The following is a 17,245-nucleotide window of genomic DNA, read 5'->3' on the forward strand; positions in this document are numbered from 1 at the left end:
TTAAAAAATCAGATTTTGGAATCAGACAATTTTATAGAATTTAATACCATGTCCTGTACTTCATTCAAAGTTCCGTTCATAACGCATCCAGAGGCATTTCTGTGTCCCCCTCCTCCAAAGAGCTTTGCAATCTCAGCAACATTGACCCTTCCCTTTGACCTGAAACTTACCTTAACCTTGCAGTCTCCCATTTCCCTGAACATCAGAGCAACCTCAATACCCTTTATTTCCCTTGCAAAATTAATAAAACCCTCTGCATCAGCAGGCGATGTACCGGTTTTCTTGAAGATATTTTTTTTAAGAGTTAACCATGATATTCTGTTATCATTGCTTATTTCAAGGCTGTTTAGCGCAAGTCCGAGAAGCTGCTGAGACCTGAAGGATTTGCTTTCAAAAAGGTTAAGAGAAACTTCCCACGGGCTGATATTGTGTTTCATTAAGTCGCATGCAATCTCAAAAGCTCTCTGTGTTGAATTAGAATACCTGAATCCTCCTGTATCCGAGAAAATTCCTGTAAACAAGCACAATGAAATGTCATGGTCAAGCTCTACATTCAATTCATTAATCAGTTCATAAACCATTTCAGCTGTTGAAGAAGAATTATGGTTGACAATGTCATAGTCTGTTCCATTCTGATTGGAGAGATGGTGGTCAATGTTTATCAATACTGTTTTATAATTCTCATTGTTAAAGATATTCCCGCACCTTTCCAAATTTTCGCAGTCAAGGAGTATTACCACATCATATGTTTCATTGATTCTATTGCACTGAATAATATTTTCTGTATTTGGCAGAAACATAAGATTCTCAGGAACAGTGTGCAGATTCTTCACGCTTACATTTTTTCCAAGTTTCAGCAATGCGTTTGCAAGCGCCAGCTCTGAACCGATTGCATCACCGTCAGGATTACGGTGGGTTGTTATGAGGAAGTTTCTGGATGTATTAATCGCTTCTACAGCTTTTTTCATTTTTCCCATTCCTCTTCGTTTTTTAGCTTCTGCAAAATCTTATTTATCCTATCACCATACTCAATAGAAGAATCATATACAAATTCTATCTCAGGAATCCTTCTTACGCTTATTCTCTTCTTAAGCAAAAGCCTTATATAACCGCTTGCGCTTTTTAACCCCTCTATTCCTGATTCCCTTTTCTCCTGTTCTCCAATAATACTCACTGAAACCTTTGCATAAGACAAGTCAACGCTTGTTTCAACTCCGGTTATGGTAACGAATCCGATTCTTGGGTCTTTAATTTCTTTCAAAAGAATATCTGATATTTCTTCAAGAATCAGTTCGTTTATTCTATCAACACGTTTGTAATTCATACAGTAATCTCTAAAAATAATAAATAATCAATTTTTTGAATACTAAATTTTAAAGAAATTTCAAACTAAAATATTAAATTAAAATTGTTTTTTCCCAGCAGTTTGCTGTTTTTCCTGATTTTTATAGAGCGAATATATAAAAAAATATGAGTGAATTCTAAAGGAATTTTTGGAAGATTTATAAAATCTCTACAGTGTAATCAATAAGCTCGCCTATTTCTGGTACGTTAAAACACAGGCAAAGGTCAAAATTGCTAATGGTTTACCAATAAAAACCGGTTTAGAGTTTTCCTGCAAATTTTTCCTGTATATATGATTCAATGATATCATTTAGCTTAATATCGTTGAAATTTTCAATTCCTATTCCGCATTCGTAGCCTGTAAGCACTTCTTTGGCATCATCCTTGAAACGCCTAAGAGAGGAAATCTTCCCTTCATATATAACAACATTGTCCCTTATAAGCCTGACCTGAGAACTTCTTGCAATATTTCCGTCTATAACATATGCTCCTGAAATTGTTCCAATCTTAGGTATGTAAAAAAGCTCTCTTACCTCTGCTCTTCCAATAACCTTTTCCTTATAAACAGGATCAAGCAAACCTTCCATTGCAGCTTTTATGTCATTAACAACATCATAAATAATTGAGTAAAAGCGTATATTAATGCCTTCCTTTTCTGCAAGTTGTGAAGCCTTTGTCTCAGGCCTTACGTGAAAACCAATTATTACGGCATTTGATGCTGAAGCAAGGATAACATCTGTTTCAGTAACGCCGCCTGTTCCGGCATGGATAACCTCTAACTTAACGCTGCTTGTTGACAGTTTCTCAAGAGAATCTCTCAAAGCCTGAACAGAACCCTGGACATCAGCTTTTAATATTATCTTAAGTTCTTTAACAGAACCCTGCTTTATCTGGTTATAGAGGTCTTCAAGGGTTATTTTGCTTGATTTTGCCAGCGATGCCTCTCTCTGTTTCTGTTCCCTCAAAAGACTTATCTGTCTTGCCTTTCTCTCATCTTCAACTACTATGAATGAGTCTCCTGAATGAGGGACTCCTGAAAACCCTAATACCTCTACAGGTATTGATGGTGTGGCAAAGTGAACTTTTTTTCCTTCATCGTTAATCATTGCCCTCACTTTGCCCCAGTGAACACCTGTTACAAAGGGATCGCTTATTTTCAGTGTTCCTGCCCTGATAAGAATTGTCGCAACAGGTCCCCGGCCCCTGTCAAGTTTTGCCTCTATTACGGTTCCAACTGCCTTTCTGCTTGGATTTGCTTTTAGCTCGAGCATTTCTGCCTGAAGTAAAATCATTTCAAGAAGGTCATCAATCCCTGTTTTCTTTTTGGCTGAAACATCCACAAATATATTCTCCCCCCCCCATTCCTCAGGAATGATATTGTATTCAGTCAATGCCTGCCTGACTTTTGTCGGGTCTGCATTGGGTTTATCAATTTTATTAACTGCAACTATTATTGGAACATTTGCAGCTTTAGCGTGATCAATTGCTTCAACAGCCTGAGGCATTACTCCGTCATCTGCAGCAACAACAAGAACCACTATATCTGTAACCTGAGCCCCTCTTGCTCTCATTGCTGTAAAAGCCTGATGACCCGGTGTATCAAGGAAAACTATATTTCCCTTAGAAAGCTCTACGTGGTAGGCACCAATATGCTGGGTTATTCCGCCTGATTCTTTATCAATTACATTTGTCTGCCTTATAGCATCAAGAAGCGATGTCTTTCCATGGTCAACATGCCCCATTATTGTTACAACAGGAGGTCTTGGCAGGAGTTTGCTTTCATCATCTTTAGTCTCGTATTCAAAAAGTTCGCTCTCTGCTAAACTTACTTCAACCTCATATCCGAACTCTTTTGCAAGGCCCTTAGCTGTTTCAAGGTCAATAATCTGGTTAATTGATGCCATAACTCCCATTGTTATCAATCTTTTTATAATATCTTTAGGCTCCTTTTTTATTTTTTCAGACAATTCTTTTACCGTTATAGAATCAGTTAGCTCTATTAAATTTTCTTTTTTCTCTGGAACTGGTGCTGGCTTTTCCTTAACATCAGCAACCAGTGCTGGAGCAGACTTGTCAGGCTTTTTAACTTCAACAGGTGTTACCTCTTTTTTTTGCTCAGGTTTCGGTTCCAGTTTTGGTTGTTGTTTTACTTCAGGCTTTGCTTCCTTTTTTGCTTCTTTCTTTGGCTTATGAAGTTCTGGCTCCTCTACCTTTTTAACCTCTGCTTTAACCCCGGCTTTTTCTTTTGCTTTTTTCTTCTCAGCAAGCTTCTTCTTTGGAGCAACAGTAACAGGCTTTTCTCCCTTTTCCGGTTTCTCAGCCTTTTCAGCCTTTGGCTTTTTTACTTTTGTTTTTTTCTCTTTTCCAAATATATCAGCTACAAGCTTACAGGTTTTCTCATCAAGAACGTTCATATGGCTGGAGATTTCAACACCCTTAGCCTTAAGCTTTTCCATTAAATCATTGCTTGATATGTTCAGCTCTTTAGCTAATTGATATACCCTTGTTCCCTTCAATTACTTGTTCTCCTCTCTAGTATTTCCCTGCACACTTTCCTGTTTTTGAGAATTATCTGTTTCTGAATCTTCACTCTTTACACCTTCATTTTTTTCTTTTTCCCTCTCACTCTTACAGAAAATATCAATCTGCAACCCTGTAAGTTTTGACGCAAGCCTTACATTTTGCCCTTTTCTTCCTATTGCTAAAGAAAGCTGTTCATCAGGAACAATGACCTCAGCAGTTTTATTACTATCATTGATTTTTATGCTGGTTATCTGCGCTGGGCTCAGGGCATTGGTTATAAAATCCTGATATTTTTGTGACCATCTCACAATATCAATCTTCTCTCCACTAAGCTCTCTGACAATTGACTGAACCCTTGAGCCCTTCATTCCAACACATGCCCCTACCGGGTCAACATCTGGGTCGTGTGATAAAACAGCAATCTTCCCACGCCAACCAGGATCCCTTGATGCACCTTTTATCTCAACAACCCCATCGTGTATCTCAGGGACCTCCATTTCAAACAGCTTTATCAAGAAGTTAGTATGGCTTCTTGAAAGAAGTATCTGAACTCCTCTTGAGCCACTTTTAACCTCTAAAACATAACCTCGTATAGTTTCTCCTTTGTTGTATCTTTCCTTTAGTATCTGTTCCCTTGGAGGAATTACCCCTTCACATTTTCCAAGGTCAACAATAATGTTCCCGCGTTCAATTTTCTGCACTATTCCATTTACTATCTGACCTTGTTTTTCTATAAACTCGGTGTATAAATGGTCCCTTTCAGCTTCCCTTACTTTCTGAACAATTATCTGCTTTGCTGTCTGTGCAGCAATTCTTCCAAATTCAACAGTTTCTGCCTTTACTTCTATATTGTCATTCTCGCAAGCCTCAGGTTTTATTGCCCTTGCTTCCTCATTTGAGATTTCTTCATTCGGAGATTGTACTTTTGAAACCACCTTTTTGAGAAGAAATATCTCTACTAATCCGGATTTCTCATTAAATCTGGAAAAGATATTCTCTGCGTTTCCATATTTCTTCCTCGAAGCAGATAAAACAGCAGTTTCAATGGCATTGATCAAAATTTTCCTATCAATGCCTTTCTCCCTTCCTATCTGCTCTATTACCTGAAGTAATTCACTTGCCATAAATTAAAACCTTATTTCTATTGAAGCTTTCAAAATTTTCTCAAATGATATTTCAAGAGATTCCCTTTTTTTCTCTGTTTCAAGAACAACTGATGAATCAGTAACATCTACGACCTTTCCTACAACTCTTGAAATTTTTTCATTTTCCTTAATTGAAACATTTACCAGTTTTTCCATACATCTTTTAAAATCTTTCTGAGTCTTTAATGGCCTGTCAATCCCCGGAGATGAAACTTCAAGGACATATTTCCACTGGAATATATCCTCAACATCAAGTATCCTGCTCAACTGCTCGCTTACATTCTCACAGTCATCCAGCTTTACCCCGCCTTCTTTATCAATAAAAATTTTCAAAAGATGTCCTGTTTTCTGCTTTTTCACCTCTATCTCAACTAATTCTATCCCTTCATATAAAAGAATAGGCTCAAGAAGTTCTTTGACTTTCTCAGTAAAATCAAGCATTAGCAGCTTCTAAACTCTAATTGTGTACAAAAAATCAGCACATTACCATTGAAAACATAATTCAAAAAACAAAAGAGCGGGAAAACCCACTCTTTTTAAGCTTAGTCCTTGAGTTTAATTTAAAATAATTTATCTGGATAAAAAAAGCAAGAAAAAAGTTTTGTATTTAAAGCCTTTTCCCCCTTATTCCTTTAATTTTAAGCTGAATCTCTTCCCTGCCGTTCCATGTATTAATATGAGGTGAATAAATTACATCATAATTTCTGCCATTATTTTCAATCTTAAAACCACCCTCCTCTTTGAAATTGAACCATATGGAACCAAAGGAAAAAGATTCCTGTTGCATTTCCATTTTCAGGTGTTCACCTCCACCTCCAACTACCTTTGATTCTCCTACAACATCATTTGATATAAAATTTGGTTCTGGATTTGATGTTCCAAAAGGTTCCAGTTTCTGGATTTCCTCTATAAGTGAAAAGGATATATCTTTGAAATTTATCTGACAATCAGCCCAGATGGTTGAGCTCAAATCCTTCCCGTATAATTTTTTTCTCCCGTAATGGTTCATTCTTTCAGAAAACTCTTTTAAATTCTTCTCTTCAATGGTCAAACCAGCTGCAGACTTATGACCTCCATACCCCTTCAGGCAATCTTCAGAGTATTTAAAAGCCTCATATAAATTAAAATCAACTGCAGACCTTGCAGAACCCTTGCCATTGCTTCCTATTAAAACCACGGGCTTCCTATAGCGCTCAGAAATCCTTGATGCAACAATGCCAAGCAATCCTATATGCCATTTGTTTTCTGACAGGATAATCACCATATCTTCTTCAAGGTTTATTGTTTTCTCAATCCTCTCTAATGCTTCACTCATCATCTCTTTTCCCATTGCCTGCCTTGTGCGGTTTTCTCTGTCAAGAAAGCTTGAAATTTTTTCAGCAATCTCTCTTTTTCTTGTTGTCATAAGGTTTACTCCACAATTTGCACTTCCAAGCCTCCCTGCAGCATTAATCATCGGGGCAAGAATATAACCTATATGCCAAGCAGTAAGTTCCTTCCTTCCAAGCCTTGATGCCCGTATCAATTCGCTTATCCACGGGAATTCATTCCTTTTCATTATATCAAGGCCTGTTTTCACAAGTATCCTGTTTTCACCAGACAAACTGGAGACATCAGCAATTGTTCCAAAGGCTGCCAAAGCAATTATCTGGTTTAAAACATATTCAGAGCAACTGTTTCCAAGACAAGCCATTGCAAACTTGTATGCTATGCCAACACCTGCCAGTTCCTTAAAAGGATAGTTGCAGTCATTCTGCTTTGGATTCAAAACAGCAAAAGCCTCTGATATTGATTTATCAGGAATATGATGGTCAGTAACAATCAGGTCCAAACCTATTTCTTTTGCAAAAGAAACCTCTTTAAAATTGCTTATACCGGTATCTACAGTAATCAACAGGCTGAAACCCTGTTCTTTTGATTTTTTTATTACATCCTGATTCAGCCCATATCCCTCAGTCAGCCTGTTTGGGATATAAAATGAAGGTTCCATCCCGAGTTCCCTTAATGTCATTAAGAGAACAGATGTTGCAGTTATTCCATCAGCATCATAATCCCCAAATACCAGCACTTTTTCGTTATCTCTTTTTGCCCTTAAAACCCTCTCAACAGCCCTATCCATTCCCTTCATAAGAAATGGGTCGTGCATACTATTAAAATTTCCATTTAGAAAGAAGTCTGCTTCCCTGATGTTTGTTATGCCGCGGTTTATAAGAACCTGTGCTGTTATTTTTGAAATCAGAAGGGTGCTTGCAAGTTCTTCCTGAAGCGCAGTATTTTGAGGATATATTTTCCAGTTAGCTGTGTCCATCATTAATTCCGTTCAAATTCGCTTTCAGCAGTCAGTCATTCCGCTGTGGGACAAGAATGTCCCGCCTATCGATAGGCGGGGTTTTTTAACCCCGCATTTTTTCTGTCATCAAATTTTGAATTTTGGACTTTGATCATTGTTTAGAATTTGGTGCTTAGAATTTAGTATTTTCCAATTAGTTACCCTTCAATGCCTCCATATACTTCCTGTGAGTTTCAATAAAAAACTCAGTTGTCACGGAAAGCTTGTAATCAGAATATGTCCACGGATTAAATTCAATGCTGTTCTTCCTGAAATTGAATGTCACTTCAGCGAAAATTCCGTCTCTTAAATAAATTCTGTGGCTGTAATTCTTCGTTGTTGCAAGAACAAGTTTTGAAGAAGTTATATAGCCCGGGTCTATGTTGATTGTGCGGTTTCTGTTTTCCCTTGCATAGCTTTCTTCAATTGAGTTTGTCAGATTTTTTATTTCTGCAAGCCTTTCTTTATCTATTAAATCCTTTGCTGTAACAAACCTCTTCAATAATCCCCTGCCCATCTCTCCTTCATAGTACCCTGTCATATTGAACTCAAAGGCTTTGCTTTCTTTATCAATCTCACCAAATTTTTCATTTAAATCCTTTAGGGCTGATTTATAAATGCCATCATCAGCATACATTATTGCGAAAAAAAGTTTTGCCTTTTCCGGAAGCTTGATCTTCCCCATCTCGTTCCTAACCCTTTCAAACATTTTTATTCTATATAAAAAAATTCATGGTGTCAATGATGCTTCTTAGAAAGACTAATTTTTCGCTTGAAAAATTATGTTGTTATATATTATCTTCTTTAATATTTTAATTAAGCAGATTAGAAGTAAACTGAGAACTGGGAGTCATACAGTGCCAATAAAAGGTTATACAGACTATAAGCGCAGGGAATACTGCAAGGACATAAAATGTCCTGTACAGCTTGACCTTGACAAGCAGAAAGAAGGTTCTGAAGAATACGAAAGAATAAGAAACATCTGCAAAATAGCCTGCATCCATACTACATATGAATTTCATCACTGGACAATGCAGAAAGGATATCTGATTGTGAGGAAGGAAAAGTAGGAATCAAGGGTTTGAGGATTCAAGGGTTCAAGTGATGCAAGAGATGATTTTAAACTTCACTCAAACCCTTGAACCCTTGACCACTAGAACCCTTTTACAAAAATAAAGGAGGAACAATACAATGGACTGGGGAATGAAAAACCGTTTATCGCAACTGATAAAATCTGACGGACACTGTTTGTTTATGCCAATAGACCATGGGTATTTTCAGGGTCCGACAAAGAACCTTGAAAAACCGGGCGAAACAATAAAACCTCTTATCCCCTACTCTGACGCACTCTTTGTTACACGAGGGGTTCTGCGCTCCTGTATTCTGCCTGAAAATACTCCGCCAATTATCCTCAGGGTATCAGGCGGAACAAGCGTGGTTGGAAAAGATTTGGCAGACGAAGGACTGACTACTTCAATAAAAGATGCTATTCGTCTTAATGTTTCAGCCGTTGGGATATCTGTATTTATTGGAAGCGACTATGAAAAACAGACCTTGCTGAATCTTGCAAATCTTGTGAATGATGCTGAGGAATACGGGATTCCTGTAATGGCAGTTACAGCAGTTGGAAAGGAACTAGAGAAAAGGAATGTACGCTACCTTTCGCTCTGCTGCCGCATTGCTGCAGAGCTTGGGGCAAAAGTTGTAAAAACCTACTGGTGCGAAGATTTCGACAAAGTCGTGAATGGCTGTCCTGTTCCGGTAGTCATGGCAGGTGGTCCTAAAGTTGACACAGATAAAGAGGTCTTCGAGTTTGTTTATGACGGAATGCAGAAAGGTGCCATTGGAGTAAACCTTGGAAGAAACATCTGGCAGAACCCTCATCCTGTTCCAATGATAAGGGCTTTGCGTTCAATCATTCACGAAAAGGCAAATGCAAAACAAGCAAATGACTTGTTCAATAGCCTTAAGAGTAGGAAAGAATAATAAAATTAAGGGTTCGAAGTCGATGGTTCGAGAGAAGTCCAAAAACGTAGGGACAGGGTTTATCCCTGTCCGCGAACAGCCGTAAAGGCTGTCCCTACATTTGGAAAGGAACGGTCAGAGGCAATCCGTTTGACCAATAGAATCCTAAAACTACTTTTATTGAAAACAATATTATGAGAGTCGCAAAATATTACAACAACAAAGACATAAGAATTGAAGAAATGCCAATTCCAAAGATTGCTTCCGGAGAACTTCTTGTCAAGGTAATAGCAAGCGGTATTTGTGGCAGCGATGTAATGGAGTGGTACCGAATCAAAAAAGCTCCTCTTGTGCTCGGACACGAAATAGCAGGAGAAGTCGTTGAAGTTGGCAATGGGGTAAAACGCTTTAAAGTTGGAGACAGGGTTTCTGTTTCCCACCATGTTCCATGCAACACCTGCCATTACTGTCTGAATGGGAATTATTCAGTCTGCGATACTTTGCGTTCTACAAATTTTGACCCTGGTGGCTTTTCAGAGTATCTCAGAATCCCGCAGATAAATGTTGACCGCGGAACCTTTCTTTTACCTGATAAAGTCTCATATGAAGACGGAACATTTGCAGAGCCATTAGCCTGCGTTCTTCGCGGACAAAGAATTGCAAAACTAAAACCCGGACACAGCGTGCTTGTAATTGGAAGCGGAATATCAGGCTTGCTTCACATTAAGCTTGCCAGAGCACTGGGTGCAGGGAAAATAATTGCAATGGATATTAATGAATATCGCCTTAAATCAGCAAAAAAGTTTGGAGCTGATGCAGTAATCAACGCAAAAGAGTATTCTGCAAAAAAGCTTTGTGAGAAAAACAACGGGAGACTTGCAGATATTGTTATCCTCTGCGCTGGCGCGATGTCAGCAATAAAACAGGCATTACAATCTGCTGACAGGGGCGGGACAATTTTATTTTTTGCGCCAACTGAGCCCGGGGTTAAAATTCCTGTTGATATGTGGAATCTCTGGCGCGACGGCATAACCCTTGCAATGTCCTATGCAGGACCCCCTGAAGACACAGTTTCTGCAATAGAATTAATCAGGGCAAAAAGAGTTATTGTCAGTGATATGATAACCCACCGCCTGAGTCTGGGAGAAACAGCACTCGGCTTTAAACTCGTGGCAGAGGCAAACGAATCCATGAAGGTAATCATAGAACCGCAGAGGTAAACAAATTCTAAATTCGAAATCCTATATTTTTTGAATTTATTTAGAGTTTAGAAATTAGGATTTAGAATTTTCTACTACCACTTCAACAATGCTGTTTCAGCAGCAAGTCCCGGACCAAGGGCAATCATAATCCCTAAATCCCCTTTCAAAGGAGCTCCCTTTTTAATTACTTGCTCAAGAACAAAGATTACTGTTGGTGATGACATATTTCCGTAGTTTTTCAGTACCGATTTTGAATGGCGTATTTCAATTTCATCCAAACCAAGCTCTTTTTTGATATTTTCAATCACATTTCTTCCGCCCGGATGGATTATCCAGTGTTTTATTTCTTTCATTTCAATCCTGTTTCTTTTCAGAAGCTCATCAACAGTTTTTTTAACCGATGGACCAGCAATATTCTGAATCTCCTTTCCGAGCACGATTTTCAGCCTTCCATCCTTGGAAACAAATCCAACGGAATCAAGATAGTCAGAGTCAACAGTTGACTGGAAATCCAGAATATATATCCCCTCACATGAAAAACCGTTTCCAATAAGCATTGCTCCTGCGCCATCCCCGCAAATTGCGTTTCCTATTATTGTTTCCATTGAGCTGTCTATATAATAAGCTGCTGAACATATCTCAACACAAAGCACGAGAACTTTATGTTCAGGATAAGCCTTTACATGGTCATATCCCCTCTGAAGCGCCGGCATTGCCCCGCAGCATCCCATTCCCTGAATATCAGTACGCTGTATATTTTTTTTCAGTTTAAGTTCTTTCACCATAATTGATGATAGTCCCGGACACAGATATCCGGTGCAGGAGGCTGTTATTATAAAATCTATCTCATCTGCTTTTATCCCTCTCTTTGCAAGACATCTCCTGATTGCTTTTTTGCCAAGCTGAACTGCCCCTCTCTTGTATCTTTTAATCAGTTCATCAGGATTCTCATGAGGAATATTGTCGTTGCCGGTAAAAAACATATGCCTTTTGGATATTTCGCTGTTAAGAAACAGCGACTCTATTCTTCTGCTTTTATATCCGCTCAGATTATATATTTCTTTCTGTGTATAGCTGTTATCAGGAATTGCAGTCCCAATGGAAATAATGGAAGGAGATATTTCTTTTTTAAACCTTGCTTTCTTTAACATCTTGAAACTCAATATTGCTAATTTATATGATTTATTCAATAAATATTTTTGATTTGAATATCCCCCTCACCCTTCCCTCTATTCTAATAAATTGTGTCGAAATTGCCAAGATGACTAGTAGCCGCAACCTTTAGGTTGCGAAACTCTTTTATTTACAATATATTTTTACCGCAGGCTAAAACCTGCGCCTACCAAAACTGGGGTTATGACACAGCCTTTAAGGTGAGGGGGATTCAGGGTTTTATTTTCATAAAAACCTTGACAAATAGATTATCTTGGAGAAATTTTAGAAATCTGCTATAAAAATAATATTGATGAAAGGAAAAGACAAAGATGAGTGATGAGAAAGAAAAGACAGACCTTTCCATGCTGAAAATCAACAGGCGGGATGATTCTTACAGTTACAACGAAAAAAAGAAACGCAGCAATTTAATAAAAATTATTGTCCCTATTCTTTTGCTGATAGTGATTTTTATTATTTTTAAAACCGGTATATTTTCTTCCTCTCGTAAAGTTGAGATTTCCACTGTCTCCTCATTTTATCCCTATCAGGCAAAAACAGTGCTGAATGCAAGCGGTTATGTTGTTGCACAGCGTCAAGCAGCGGTTGCCTCAAAAGGAACGGGCCGTCTTGTATATCTTGCGGTAGAAGAAGGGAGTCAGGTCAAGAAGGGAGATATAATTGCACGACTTGAAAACGATGATATGTCTGCATCACTTGCAAGGGCAAAAGAAAACTTTATGGTCTCTTCCTCAAACATCAATCAGGCAAAGGCTGAGCTTGAGGATGCAAGGGCGGATTATGAGCGTAAAAAAAAACTTGTCTCTGACGGAACTATATCAAAATCTATTTTTGATGCTGCTCAGGCACGTTACAAAACCGCTTCATCAGTACTTGTCTCAGCAGAGTTTTCAGTAAAGGCTGCAAAGGCTGCAAAAGATGAGGCTTCTGTACAGTTTGAAAATACTTTCATAAAGGCGCCATTTGACGGAACAGTTTTAACAAAAAACGCAGATGTCGGGGAGGTTGTTGCGCCTTTCGGTTCCTCTGTTAACGCAAAAGCTGCGGTGATAACAATGGCAGATATGAACTCCCTTCTTGTAGAAGCAGATGTTTCAGAGACAAATGTTAAAATGATAAGAGTAAATCAGCCCTGTGTAATATCCCTTGATGCATATCCTGAAATTAAATACCGTGCAATGGTCCATATGATAGTTCCCACTGCTGACAGGGCAAAAGCATCAATCCTTACAAAGATTAAATTTCTGGATTTTGACAAACGGATTCTTCCGGAAATGAGCGCAAAAGTTTCCTTTCTCTCAGACGAAGTCACCGACAATATGGTTAAAACCCCAAAGCTTGCAGTTAATTCAGAAGCGGTTTTTTCAATCGCTAACGGAAAAGCCGTTTTCATTCTAAAAAAGAACAAGGCAGTTCAAAAAACCATAAAAACAGGTGAACAATTTGGAGACCAGACGGAAATTCTTGAAGGACTATCTGAAGGAGACAAGGTTGTCTTAAAACCAAAGGAAGGGTTAAAATCCGGAATGAAGATTGAGATTTTGGAAAAATGAACGGAAATGTTGTTGAGCTAAAAAATATTTATAAAGCATACCGGAGAGACCATATTGAAATTCCTGTTCTGCAGGACATATCCTTTTCAATACCAGAGGGGGAATTTCTTGCCCTTATGGGTCCATCAGGCTCAGGGAAAACCACTCTTCTTAACCTGATTGCAGGCATAGACCGCCCTGACAGCGGTATAATAAAGGTTGCAGGAATAGAAGTTAACAGGCTGAATGAAACCGAGCTTGCAAAATGGCGCTCCCATAATATTGGATTCATTTTTCAGTCGTACAATCTTATTCCTGTTCTCACAGCCCACGATAACGTAGAACTTCCGCTTCTCCTTACAAACCTCTCGAAGAAAGAAAGAAGGGAACATGTCAGGATAGCTCTTGACCTTGTTGGTCTGTCTGACAGAGTAGACCATTATCCGCGTCAGTTATCCGGAGGGCAGGAACAGCGTGTTGCAATAGCGAGGGCAATCGTGACAGATCCAACACTTCTCGTTGCTGACGAACCAACAGGGGAACTTGACAAACAGTCTGCCCAAGATATTTTAAATCTTCTTGGAAGGCTTAATAAGGAATTCGGAAAAACAATAGTAATGGTTACCCACGACCCACGGGCAGCAGAAAAAGCCCATACAAGAAGGCATCTTGACAAAGGAGTTTTGATATAAAATGAATCTTTCAAAACTCATAGCCAGAAATCTTTTTCGCCATAAATTGCGCTCTTTTCTTGCAATGCTCGGCATTGCCATAGCGGTTACCGCCTTTGCCCTTTTGCGGACTGTTATTGATGCGTGGTATTTCGGGGTTGAAATGTCATCTGAAAACCGGCTTGTTACCAGAAGCGCCATCTCTCTAATCTCCCCTCTCCCGCTTGCTTACGGAGAAAAAATTGCAAAGATTCCCGGAGTCACGGCAGTAGGACACGGGACATGGTTTGGCGGGTTTTACAAAGAGGAAAAAAATTTCTTTTCAGACTTTGCAATTAATCCGCACTATTTAAACCTCTATCCTGAACTCCTTCTTTCTGCTGAGGAAAAGAAGGTATTTGAAACACAGAAAAATACCTGTATTATAGGTGAGAACCTTGCAAAGAGATTTGGATGGAAAATCGGAGACACTGTCAGGATAATAGGAAACATCTTTCCGGGCAACTGGGATTTTGTTGTTAGAGGAATTTACAGAGGTGCAAAAAAATCAACCGATAGGACAATGTTTTTTTTCAGATGGGATTACCTTGATGAAAGGATGAAAAGGGAATCCCCTTCAAGGGCAGGCCATGTGGGGTGGTTTCTGATAAATATAAAAAACCCGGATGATGCTGCCATTATAAGCAAGACAGTAGATTCAACTTTTAAAAATTCCCTCTACGAAACAATAACTGAAACTGAAAAGGCTTTTCAGCTGTCTTTCCTTTCAATGGTTGAAACAATTATTAAAGCAATGAAGGTTGTTTCTGTTATAATTATTGGAATAATCCTCATTGTGCTCTCAAACACAATGGCAATGACTGCAAGGGAAAGAATACCGGAATATGCAACATTAAAAACCATGGGTTTTGGCGCAAGGGATTTAATCTCACTCATTGGTGGTGAATCCATTATGATTGCGCTGTGTGGCGGGCTTACCGGAATAATCCTGACCTTTCCCATCGTAGAATTATTTGGCAAAGCCATTGAAAAATTCCTTCCAGTATTTGAAATATCAAACAATACCATTGCTTTGAGCTTTCTGATTTCACTTGTCGTTGGAATCTCATCATCAATCTTTCCTTTAATGAGGGCAATAAAGCTGTCAATTGCACAAAGCCTGAGAAAGGTCGGATAAATATTATTTATGGCAATCCCCGTTTATTATAATCTTAAAAATCTCACAGCAAGAAAGTTTACTACCGCGCTGACCTCAATTGCTGTTGCCCTTGTCGTTTTTGTTTTCGCGAATGTGCTAATGCTTGCCTACGGGATTAAAAAAACCCTTGTTGATACAGGTTCAGATGAAAATGCAATAGTCATCAGGAGGTCTTCTGTCTCGGAAGTGCAAAGCAGCATAAGCCGCGACCAGGCAGGGGTAGTCGAGACCCAGCCCGAAATAGTAATAGATGAAAAAGGAAAAGCAATGGTCTCAAAAGAAGTAATCGTTCTTATTTCTCTTATTAAAAAACAAACAAAGAATCTGTCCAATGTAACTGTGCGCGGAACTTCTCCTGTGTCAGTCACAATGAGGCCTCAGATAAAAATAAAGGAAGGGCGTATCTGGCGTGAGGGTCTTCAGGAGATAATTGTTGGAAGCTCGATTGCAAAAAACTTCAGCGAAATCAGGCTTGGCAAAACATTACGCTTTGCCCTCAGGGACTGGAAAGTTGTCGGAATATTTGATGGAGGAGGAAGTGGTTTTGACTCTGAAGTCTGGGGAGACGTGAATCAGGTAATGGCAGCCTTCCGCAGGCCTGTTTATTCTTCAATAACAGTGCAACTTAAAGATATAAGTTTTTTTGAAAAGATAAAAACCAGACTGGAAAATGACCCTCGTCTTACCCTTGAGGTAAAACGGGAAAGGAAATACTATGCAGAGCAATCAGAAATACTCGCATCTTTTCTGAAAATCCTTGGACTTGCAATCACCATCATCTTCAGCCTCGGCTCAATGATAGGGGCAATGGTGACAATGTACGGCTCTGTTGCAAACAGGGTTACAGAAATCGGTACACTCAGGGTGCTCGGATTCAGGCGTGGAAATATCCTTGTTGCCTTTCTCATGGAATCAATTTTTATATCTGCAATCGGAGGATTCGCAGGGCTTGTGGCAGCATCCTTCATGCAGCTTATCACAATATCCACAATGAATTTCCAGACATTCTCAGAGCTTGCCTTCTCCTTCACCCTGACACCAAGCATTGCAATCGAGTCAATGGTTTTTGCCATTGTTATGGGAATCATAGGAGGCTTTCTTCCGGCAGTCAGGGCATCAAGGATAGATATAATACGGGCACTGCGAAGTTAGCGGATGAAAGTGGCTTTTTCCTCTCCTGATTATAGCCCTGTTTGGGCAGTTGCCAATACAGGAGCCACAGGAAGCGCAAAAGTTATTATAGAAACTTATTAAGTGATTATTCTCATATATTTATTTTACAATTGAATTTCAATTGCAAAATCGAAAGAATTAGAATATAAATTTTTCTTACAGAATGCAATTTTTTTTATTTCTCGCAGGCTGAAGACTTAGTTGTGAGCTCAGTTGAACACCTGCGGCTACCCTAAGGCAAAAATTAAAGTTTTATGAATAAACTGAGAATCGGAGTTCTTGTTTCAGGAAGGGGAACAAATCTCCAGAGCATAATTGATAATATTAAAAACGGAAATATCCCTGCTGAAATCGCAATCGTCATCAGTAATATTTCTGGTGCATATGCGCTTTCAAGGGCAGAAAAGCACAGCATAAAAACAAAAGTTATAGAACACAGAAACTTCAAGTCCCGGGAAGAATTTGAAAAATCAATAATTGAAGTATTGAGAACAGAAGGAGTGGAACTTGTCTGCCTTGCAGGATTTATGAGAATTCTGAGCTCATTTTTTATAAACACATTCAAGCACAGAATAATTAACATTCACCCTGCACTGCTTCCATCATTTCCAGGAACTCACGCACAAAAACAAGCCCTCAACTATGGAGTAAAAATCGCTGGCTGTACAGTTCACTTTGTTGATGAGGGAACAGACACAGGTCCAATAATCCTTCAGGAAGCAGTTCCTGTTTTGGACAATGACACAGAAGAATCTCTCTCATCAAGAATCCTTGAAAAAGAACACATCCTTTATTCAAAAGCCATTATGCTTTTTGCTGAGGGAAAGATTGAGATAAAGGGGAGAAAGGTAATTATTAAAAATTAACTTATAACCTATAACTTTTTTAACTAATAGCTGACTGCTGAGAACTGAAAACTGATAAACGAGATTGCTTCGCCATTCGACAAGCTCATGGCTCGCAATGACATTTATGGACATTTTCTAATTT

16 protein-coding genes are annotated in these 17,245 nt (G+C 38.9%); 8 read left to right on the forward strand and 8 right to left on the reverse strand.

What is annotated here, in order from left to right:
• Positions 1-8: 8 nt before the first annotated feature.
• The 7 genes from A3H37_02755 to A3H37_02785 form a co-directional block, all read right to left on the reverse strand.
• Positions 9-977, reverse strand: a complete 969-nt coding sequence (locus tag A3H37_02755) for a hypothetical protein (GenBank protein OGL50751.1) — start codon at positions 975-977, stop codon at positions 9-11.
• Entirely contained in the window at positions 965-1,324 is a 360-nt protein-coding gene (locus A3H37_02760; GenBank protein OGL50752.1) for a ribosome-binding factor A, read from the reverse strand. The genes A3H37_02755 and A3H37_02760 overlap by 13 nt, the downstream gene beginning before the upstream one ends.
• Before the next feature lie 280 nt (positions 1,325-1,604).
• Positions 1,605-3,800: a translation initiation factor IF-2 gene (locus A3H37_02765; GenBank protein OGL50936.1), complete on the reverse strand. Its 2,196-nt coding sequence runs from the start codon at positions 3,798-3,800 to the stop codon at positions 1,605-1,607.
• A gap of 60 nt (positions 3,801-3,860) precedes the next feature.
• Positions 3,861-4,991: a hypothetical protein gene (locus tag A3H37_02770; GenBank protein ID OGL50753.1), complete on the reverse strand. Its 1,131-nt coding sequence runs from the start codon at positions 4,989-4,991 to the stop codon at positions 3,861-3,863.
• Between the two features lie 3 nt (positions 4,992-4,994).
• Complete coding sequence (locus tag A3H37_02775) at positions 4,995-5,453, reverse strand: hypothetical protein (protein OGL50754.1); 459 nt, start codon at positions 5,451-5,453, stop codon at positions 4,995-4,997.
• Positions 5,454-5,619: 166 nt separating this feature from the next.
• A complete protein-coding gene (locus tag A3H37_02780) occupies positions 5,620-7,323 on the reverse strand; it encodes a single-stranded-DNA-specific exonuclease RecJ (protein ID OGL50755.1) in 1,704 nt (567 codons plus the stop codon).
• A 172-nt stretch (positions 7,324-7,495) separates the two neighbouring features.
• Positions 7,496-8,050 carry a hypothetical protein gene (locus tag A3H37_02785; GenBank protein ID OGL50756.1) on the reverse strand — a complete coding sequence of 185 codons (555 nt, stop codon included), beginning with the start codon at positions 8,048-8,050 and terminating at the stop codon, positions 7,496-7,498.
• A 148-nt stretch (positions 8,051-8,198) separates the two neighbouring features.
• Here A3H37_02785 and A3H37_02790 point away from each other — a divergent pair, with 148 nt between their 5' ends.
• From A3H37_02790 to A3H37_02800, 3 genes are all read left to right on the forward strand, one after another.
• Positions 8,199-8,411, forward strand: a complete 213-nt coding sequence (locus tag A3H37_02790) for a hypothetical protein (GenBank protein ID OGL50757.1) — start codon at positions 8,199-8,201, stop codon at positions 8,409-8,411.
• A 121-nt stretch (positions 8,412-8,532) separates the two neighbouring features.
• Positions 8,533-9,327 (forward strand): autoinducer 2 aldolase, encoded by a 795-nt coding sequence (locus A3H37_02795; GenBank protein ID OGL50758.1) that lies wholly within the window; start codon positions 8,533-8,535, stop codon positions 9,325-9,327.
• A gap of 173 nt (positions 9,328-9,500) precedes the next feature.
• Positions 9,501-10,526: an alcohol dehydrogenase gene (locus A3H37_02800; GenBank protein ID OGL50759.1), complete on the forward strand. Its 1,026-nt coding sequence runs from the start codon at positions 9,501-9,503 to the stop codon at positions 10,524-10,526.
• Between the two features lie 74 nt (positions 10,527-10,600).
• Here A3H37_02800 and A3H37_02805 read toward each other — a convergent pair whose 3' ends face one another.
• The gene (locus tag A3H37_02805) at positions 10,601-11,659 is read right to left on the reverse strand and encodes a hypothetical protein (protein OGL50760.1); all 1,059 of its coding nucleotides are present in this window, start codon (positions 11,657-11,659) and stop codon (positions 10,601-10,603) included.
• 333 nt (positions 11,660-11,992) lie between these two features.
• Between A3H37_02805 and A3H37_02810 the strand changes: the two genes are divergently transcribed.
• The 5 genes from A3H37_02810 (at position 11,993) to A3H37_02830 (ending at position 17,121) form a co-directional block, all read left to right on the forward strand.
• Positions 11,993-13,234 carry a hypothetical protein gene (locus A3H37_02810; GenBank protein ID OGL50761.1) on the forward strand — a complete coding sequence of 414 codons (1,242 nt, stop codon included), beginning with the start codon at positions 11,993-11,995 and terminating at the stop codon, positions 13,232-13,234.
• On the forward strand, positions 13,231-13,905 hold the full coding sequence (locus A3H37_02815; GenBank protein ID OGL50762.1) for an ABC transporter ATP-binding protein: 675 nt from the start codon (positions 13,231-13,233) through the stop codon (positions 13,903-13,905). Before A3H37_02810 ends, A3H37_02815 begins: the two co-directional genes overlap by 4 nt.
• 1 nt (position 13,906) lies before the next feature.
• Positions 13,907-15,061 carry an ABC transporter ATP-binding protein gene (locus A3H37_02820; protein ID OGL50763.1) on the forward strand — a complete coding sequence of 385 codons (1,155 nt, stop codon included), beginning with the start codon at positions 13,907-13,909 and terminating at the stop codon, positions 15,059-15,061.
• A gap of 9 nt (positions 15,062-15,070) precedes the next feature.
• Positions 15,071-16,234: a multidrug ABC transporter permease gene (locus tag A3H37_02825; protein ID OGL50764.1), complete on the forward strand. Its 1,164-nt coding sequence runs from the start codon at positions 15,071-15,073 to the stop codon at positions 16,232-16,234.
• Between the two features lie 275 nt (positions 16,235-16,509).
• Positions 16,510-17,121, forward strand: a complete 612-nt coding sequence (locus A3H37_02830) for a phosphoribosylglycinamide formyltransferase (protein ID OGL50765.1) — start codon at positions 16,510-16,512, stop codon at positions 17,119-17,121.
• Positions 17,122-17,245 lie beyond the last annotated feature (124 nt).

The organism is Candidatus Schekmanbacteria bacterium RIFCSPLOWO2_02_FULL_38_14 (genome assembly GCA_001790855.1).
GTDB lineage: Bacteria > Schekmanbacteria > GWA2-38-11 > GWA2-38-11 > GWA2-38-11 > 2-02-FULL-38-14-A.

Excerpts from the sequence above, each read along its gene's own strand:
- A3H37_02805 (OGL50760.1), bottom strand. The coding sequence starts at position 11,659 with ATGTTAAAGAAAGCAAGGTTTAAAAAAGAAATATCTCCTTCCATTATT.
- A3H37_02780 (OGL50755.1), bottom strand. The coding sequence starts at position 7,323 with ATGATGGACACAGCTAACTGGAAAATATATCCTCAAAATACTGCGCTT.
- A3H37_02810 (OGL50761.1), top strand. The coding sequence starts at position 11,993 with ATGAGTGATGAGAAAGAAAAGACAGACCTTTCCATGCTGAAAATCAAC.
- A3H37_02785 (OGL50756.1), bottom strand. The coding sequence starts at position 8,050 with ATGTTTGAAAGGGTTAGGAACGAGATGGGGAAGATCAAGCTTCCGGAA.
- A3H37_02770 (OGL50753.1), bottom strand. The coding sequence starts at position 4,991 with ATGGCAAGTGAATTACTTCAGGTAATAGAGCAGATAGGAAGGGAGAAA.
- A3H37_02755 (OGL50751.1), bottom strand. The coding sequence starts at position 977 with ATGGGAAAAATGAAAAAAGCTGTAGAAGCGATTAATACATCCAGAAAC.
- A3H37_02775 (OGL50754.1), bottom strand. The coding sequence starts at position 5,453 with ATGCTTGATTTTACTGAGAAAGTCAAAGAACTTCTTGAGCCTATTCTT.
- A3H37_02800 (OGL50759.1), top strand. The coding sequence starts at position 9,501 with ATGAGAGTCGCAAAATATTACAACAACAAAGACATAAGAATTGAAGAA.
- A3H37_02830 (OGL50765.1), top strand. The coding sequence starts at position 16,510 with ATGAATAAACTGAGAATCGGAGTTCTTGTTTCAGGAAGGGGAACAAAT.
- A3H37_02795 (OGL50758.1), top strand. The coding sequence starts at position 8,533 with ATGGACTGGGGAATGAAAAACCGTTTATCGCAACTGATAAAATCTGAC.
- A3H37_02765 (OGL50936.1), bottom strand. The coding sequence starts at position 3,800 with ATGGAAAAGCTTAAGGCTAAGGGTGTTGAAATCTCCAGCCATATGAAC.
- A3H37_02820 (OGL50763.1), top strand. The coding sequence starts at position 13,907 with ATGAATCTTTCAAAACTCATAGCCAGAAATCTTTTTCGCCATAAATTG.
- A3H37_02760 (OGL50752.1), bottom strand. The coding sequence starts at position 1,324 with ATGAATTACAAACGTGTTGATAGAATAAACGAACTGATTCTTGAAGAA.
- A3H37_02815 (OGL50762.1), top strand. The coding sequence starts at position 13,231 with ATGAACGGAAATGTTGTTGAGCTAAAAAATATTTATAAAGCATACCGG.
- A3H37_02825 (OGL50764.1), top strand. The coding sequence starts at position 15,071 with ATGGCAATCCCCGTTTATTATAATCTTAAAAATCTCACAGCAAGAAAG.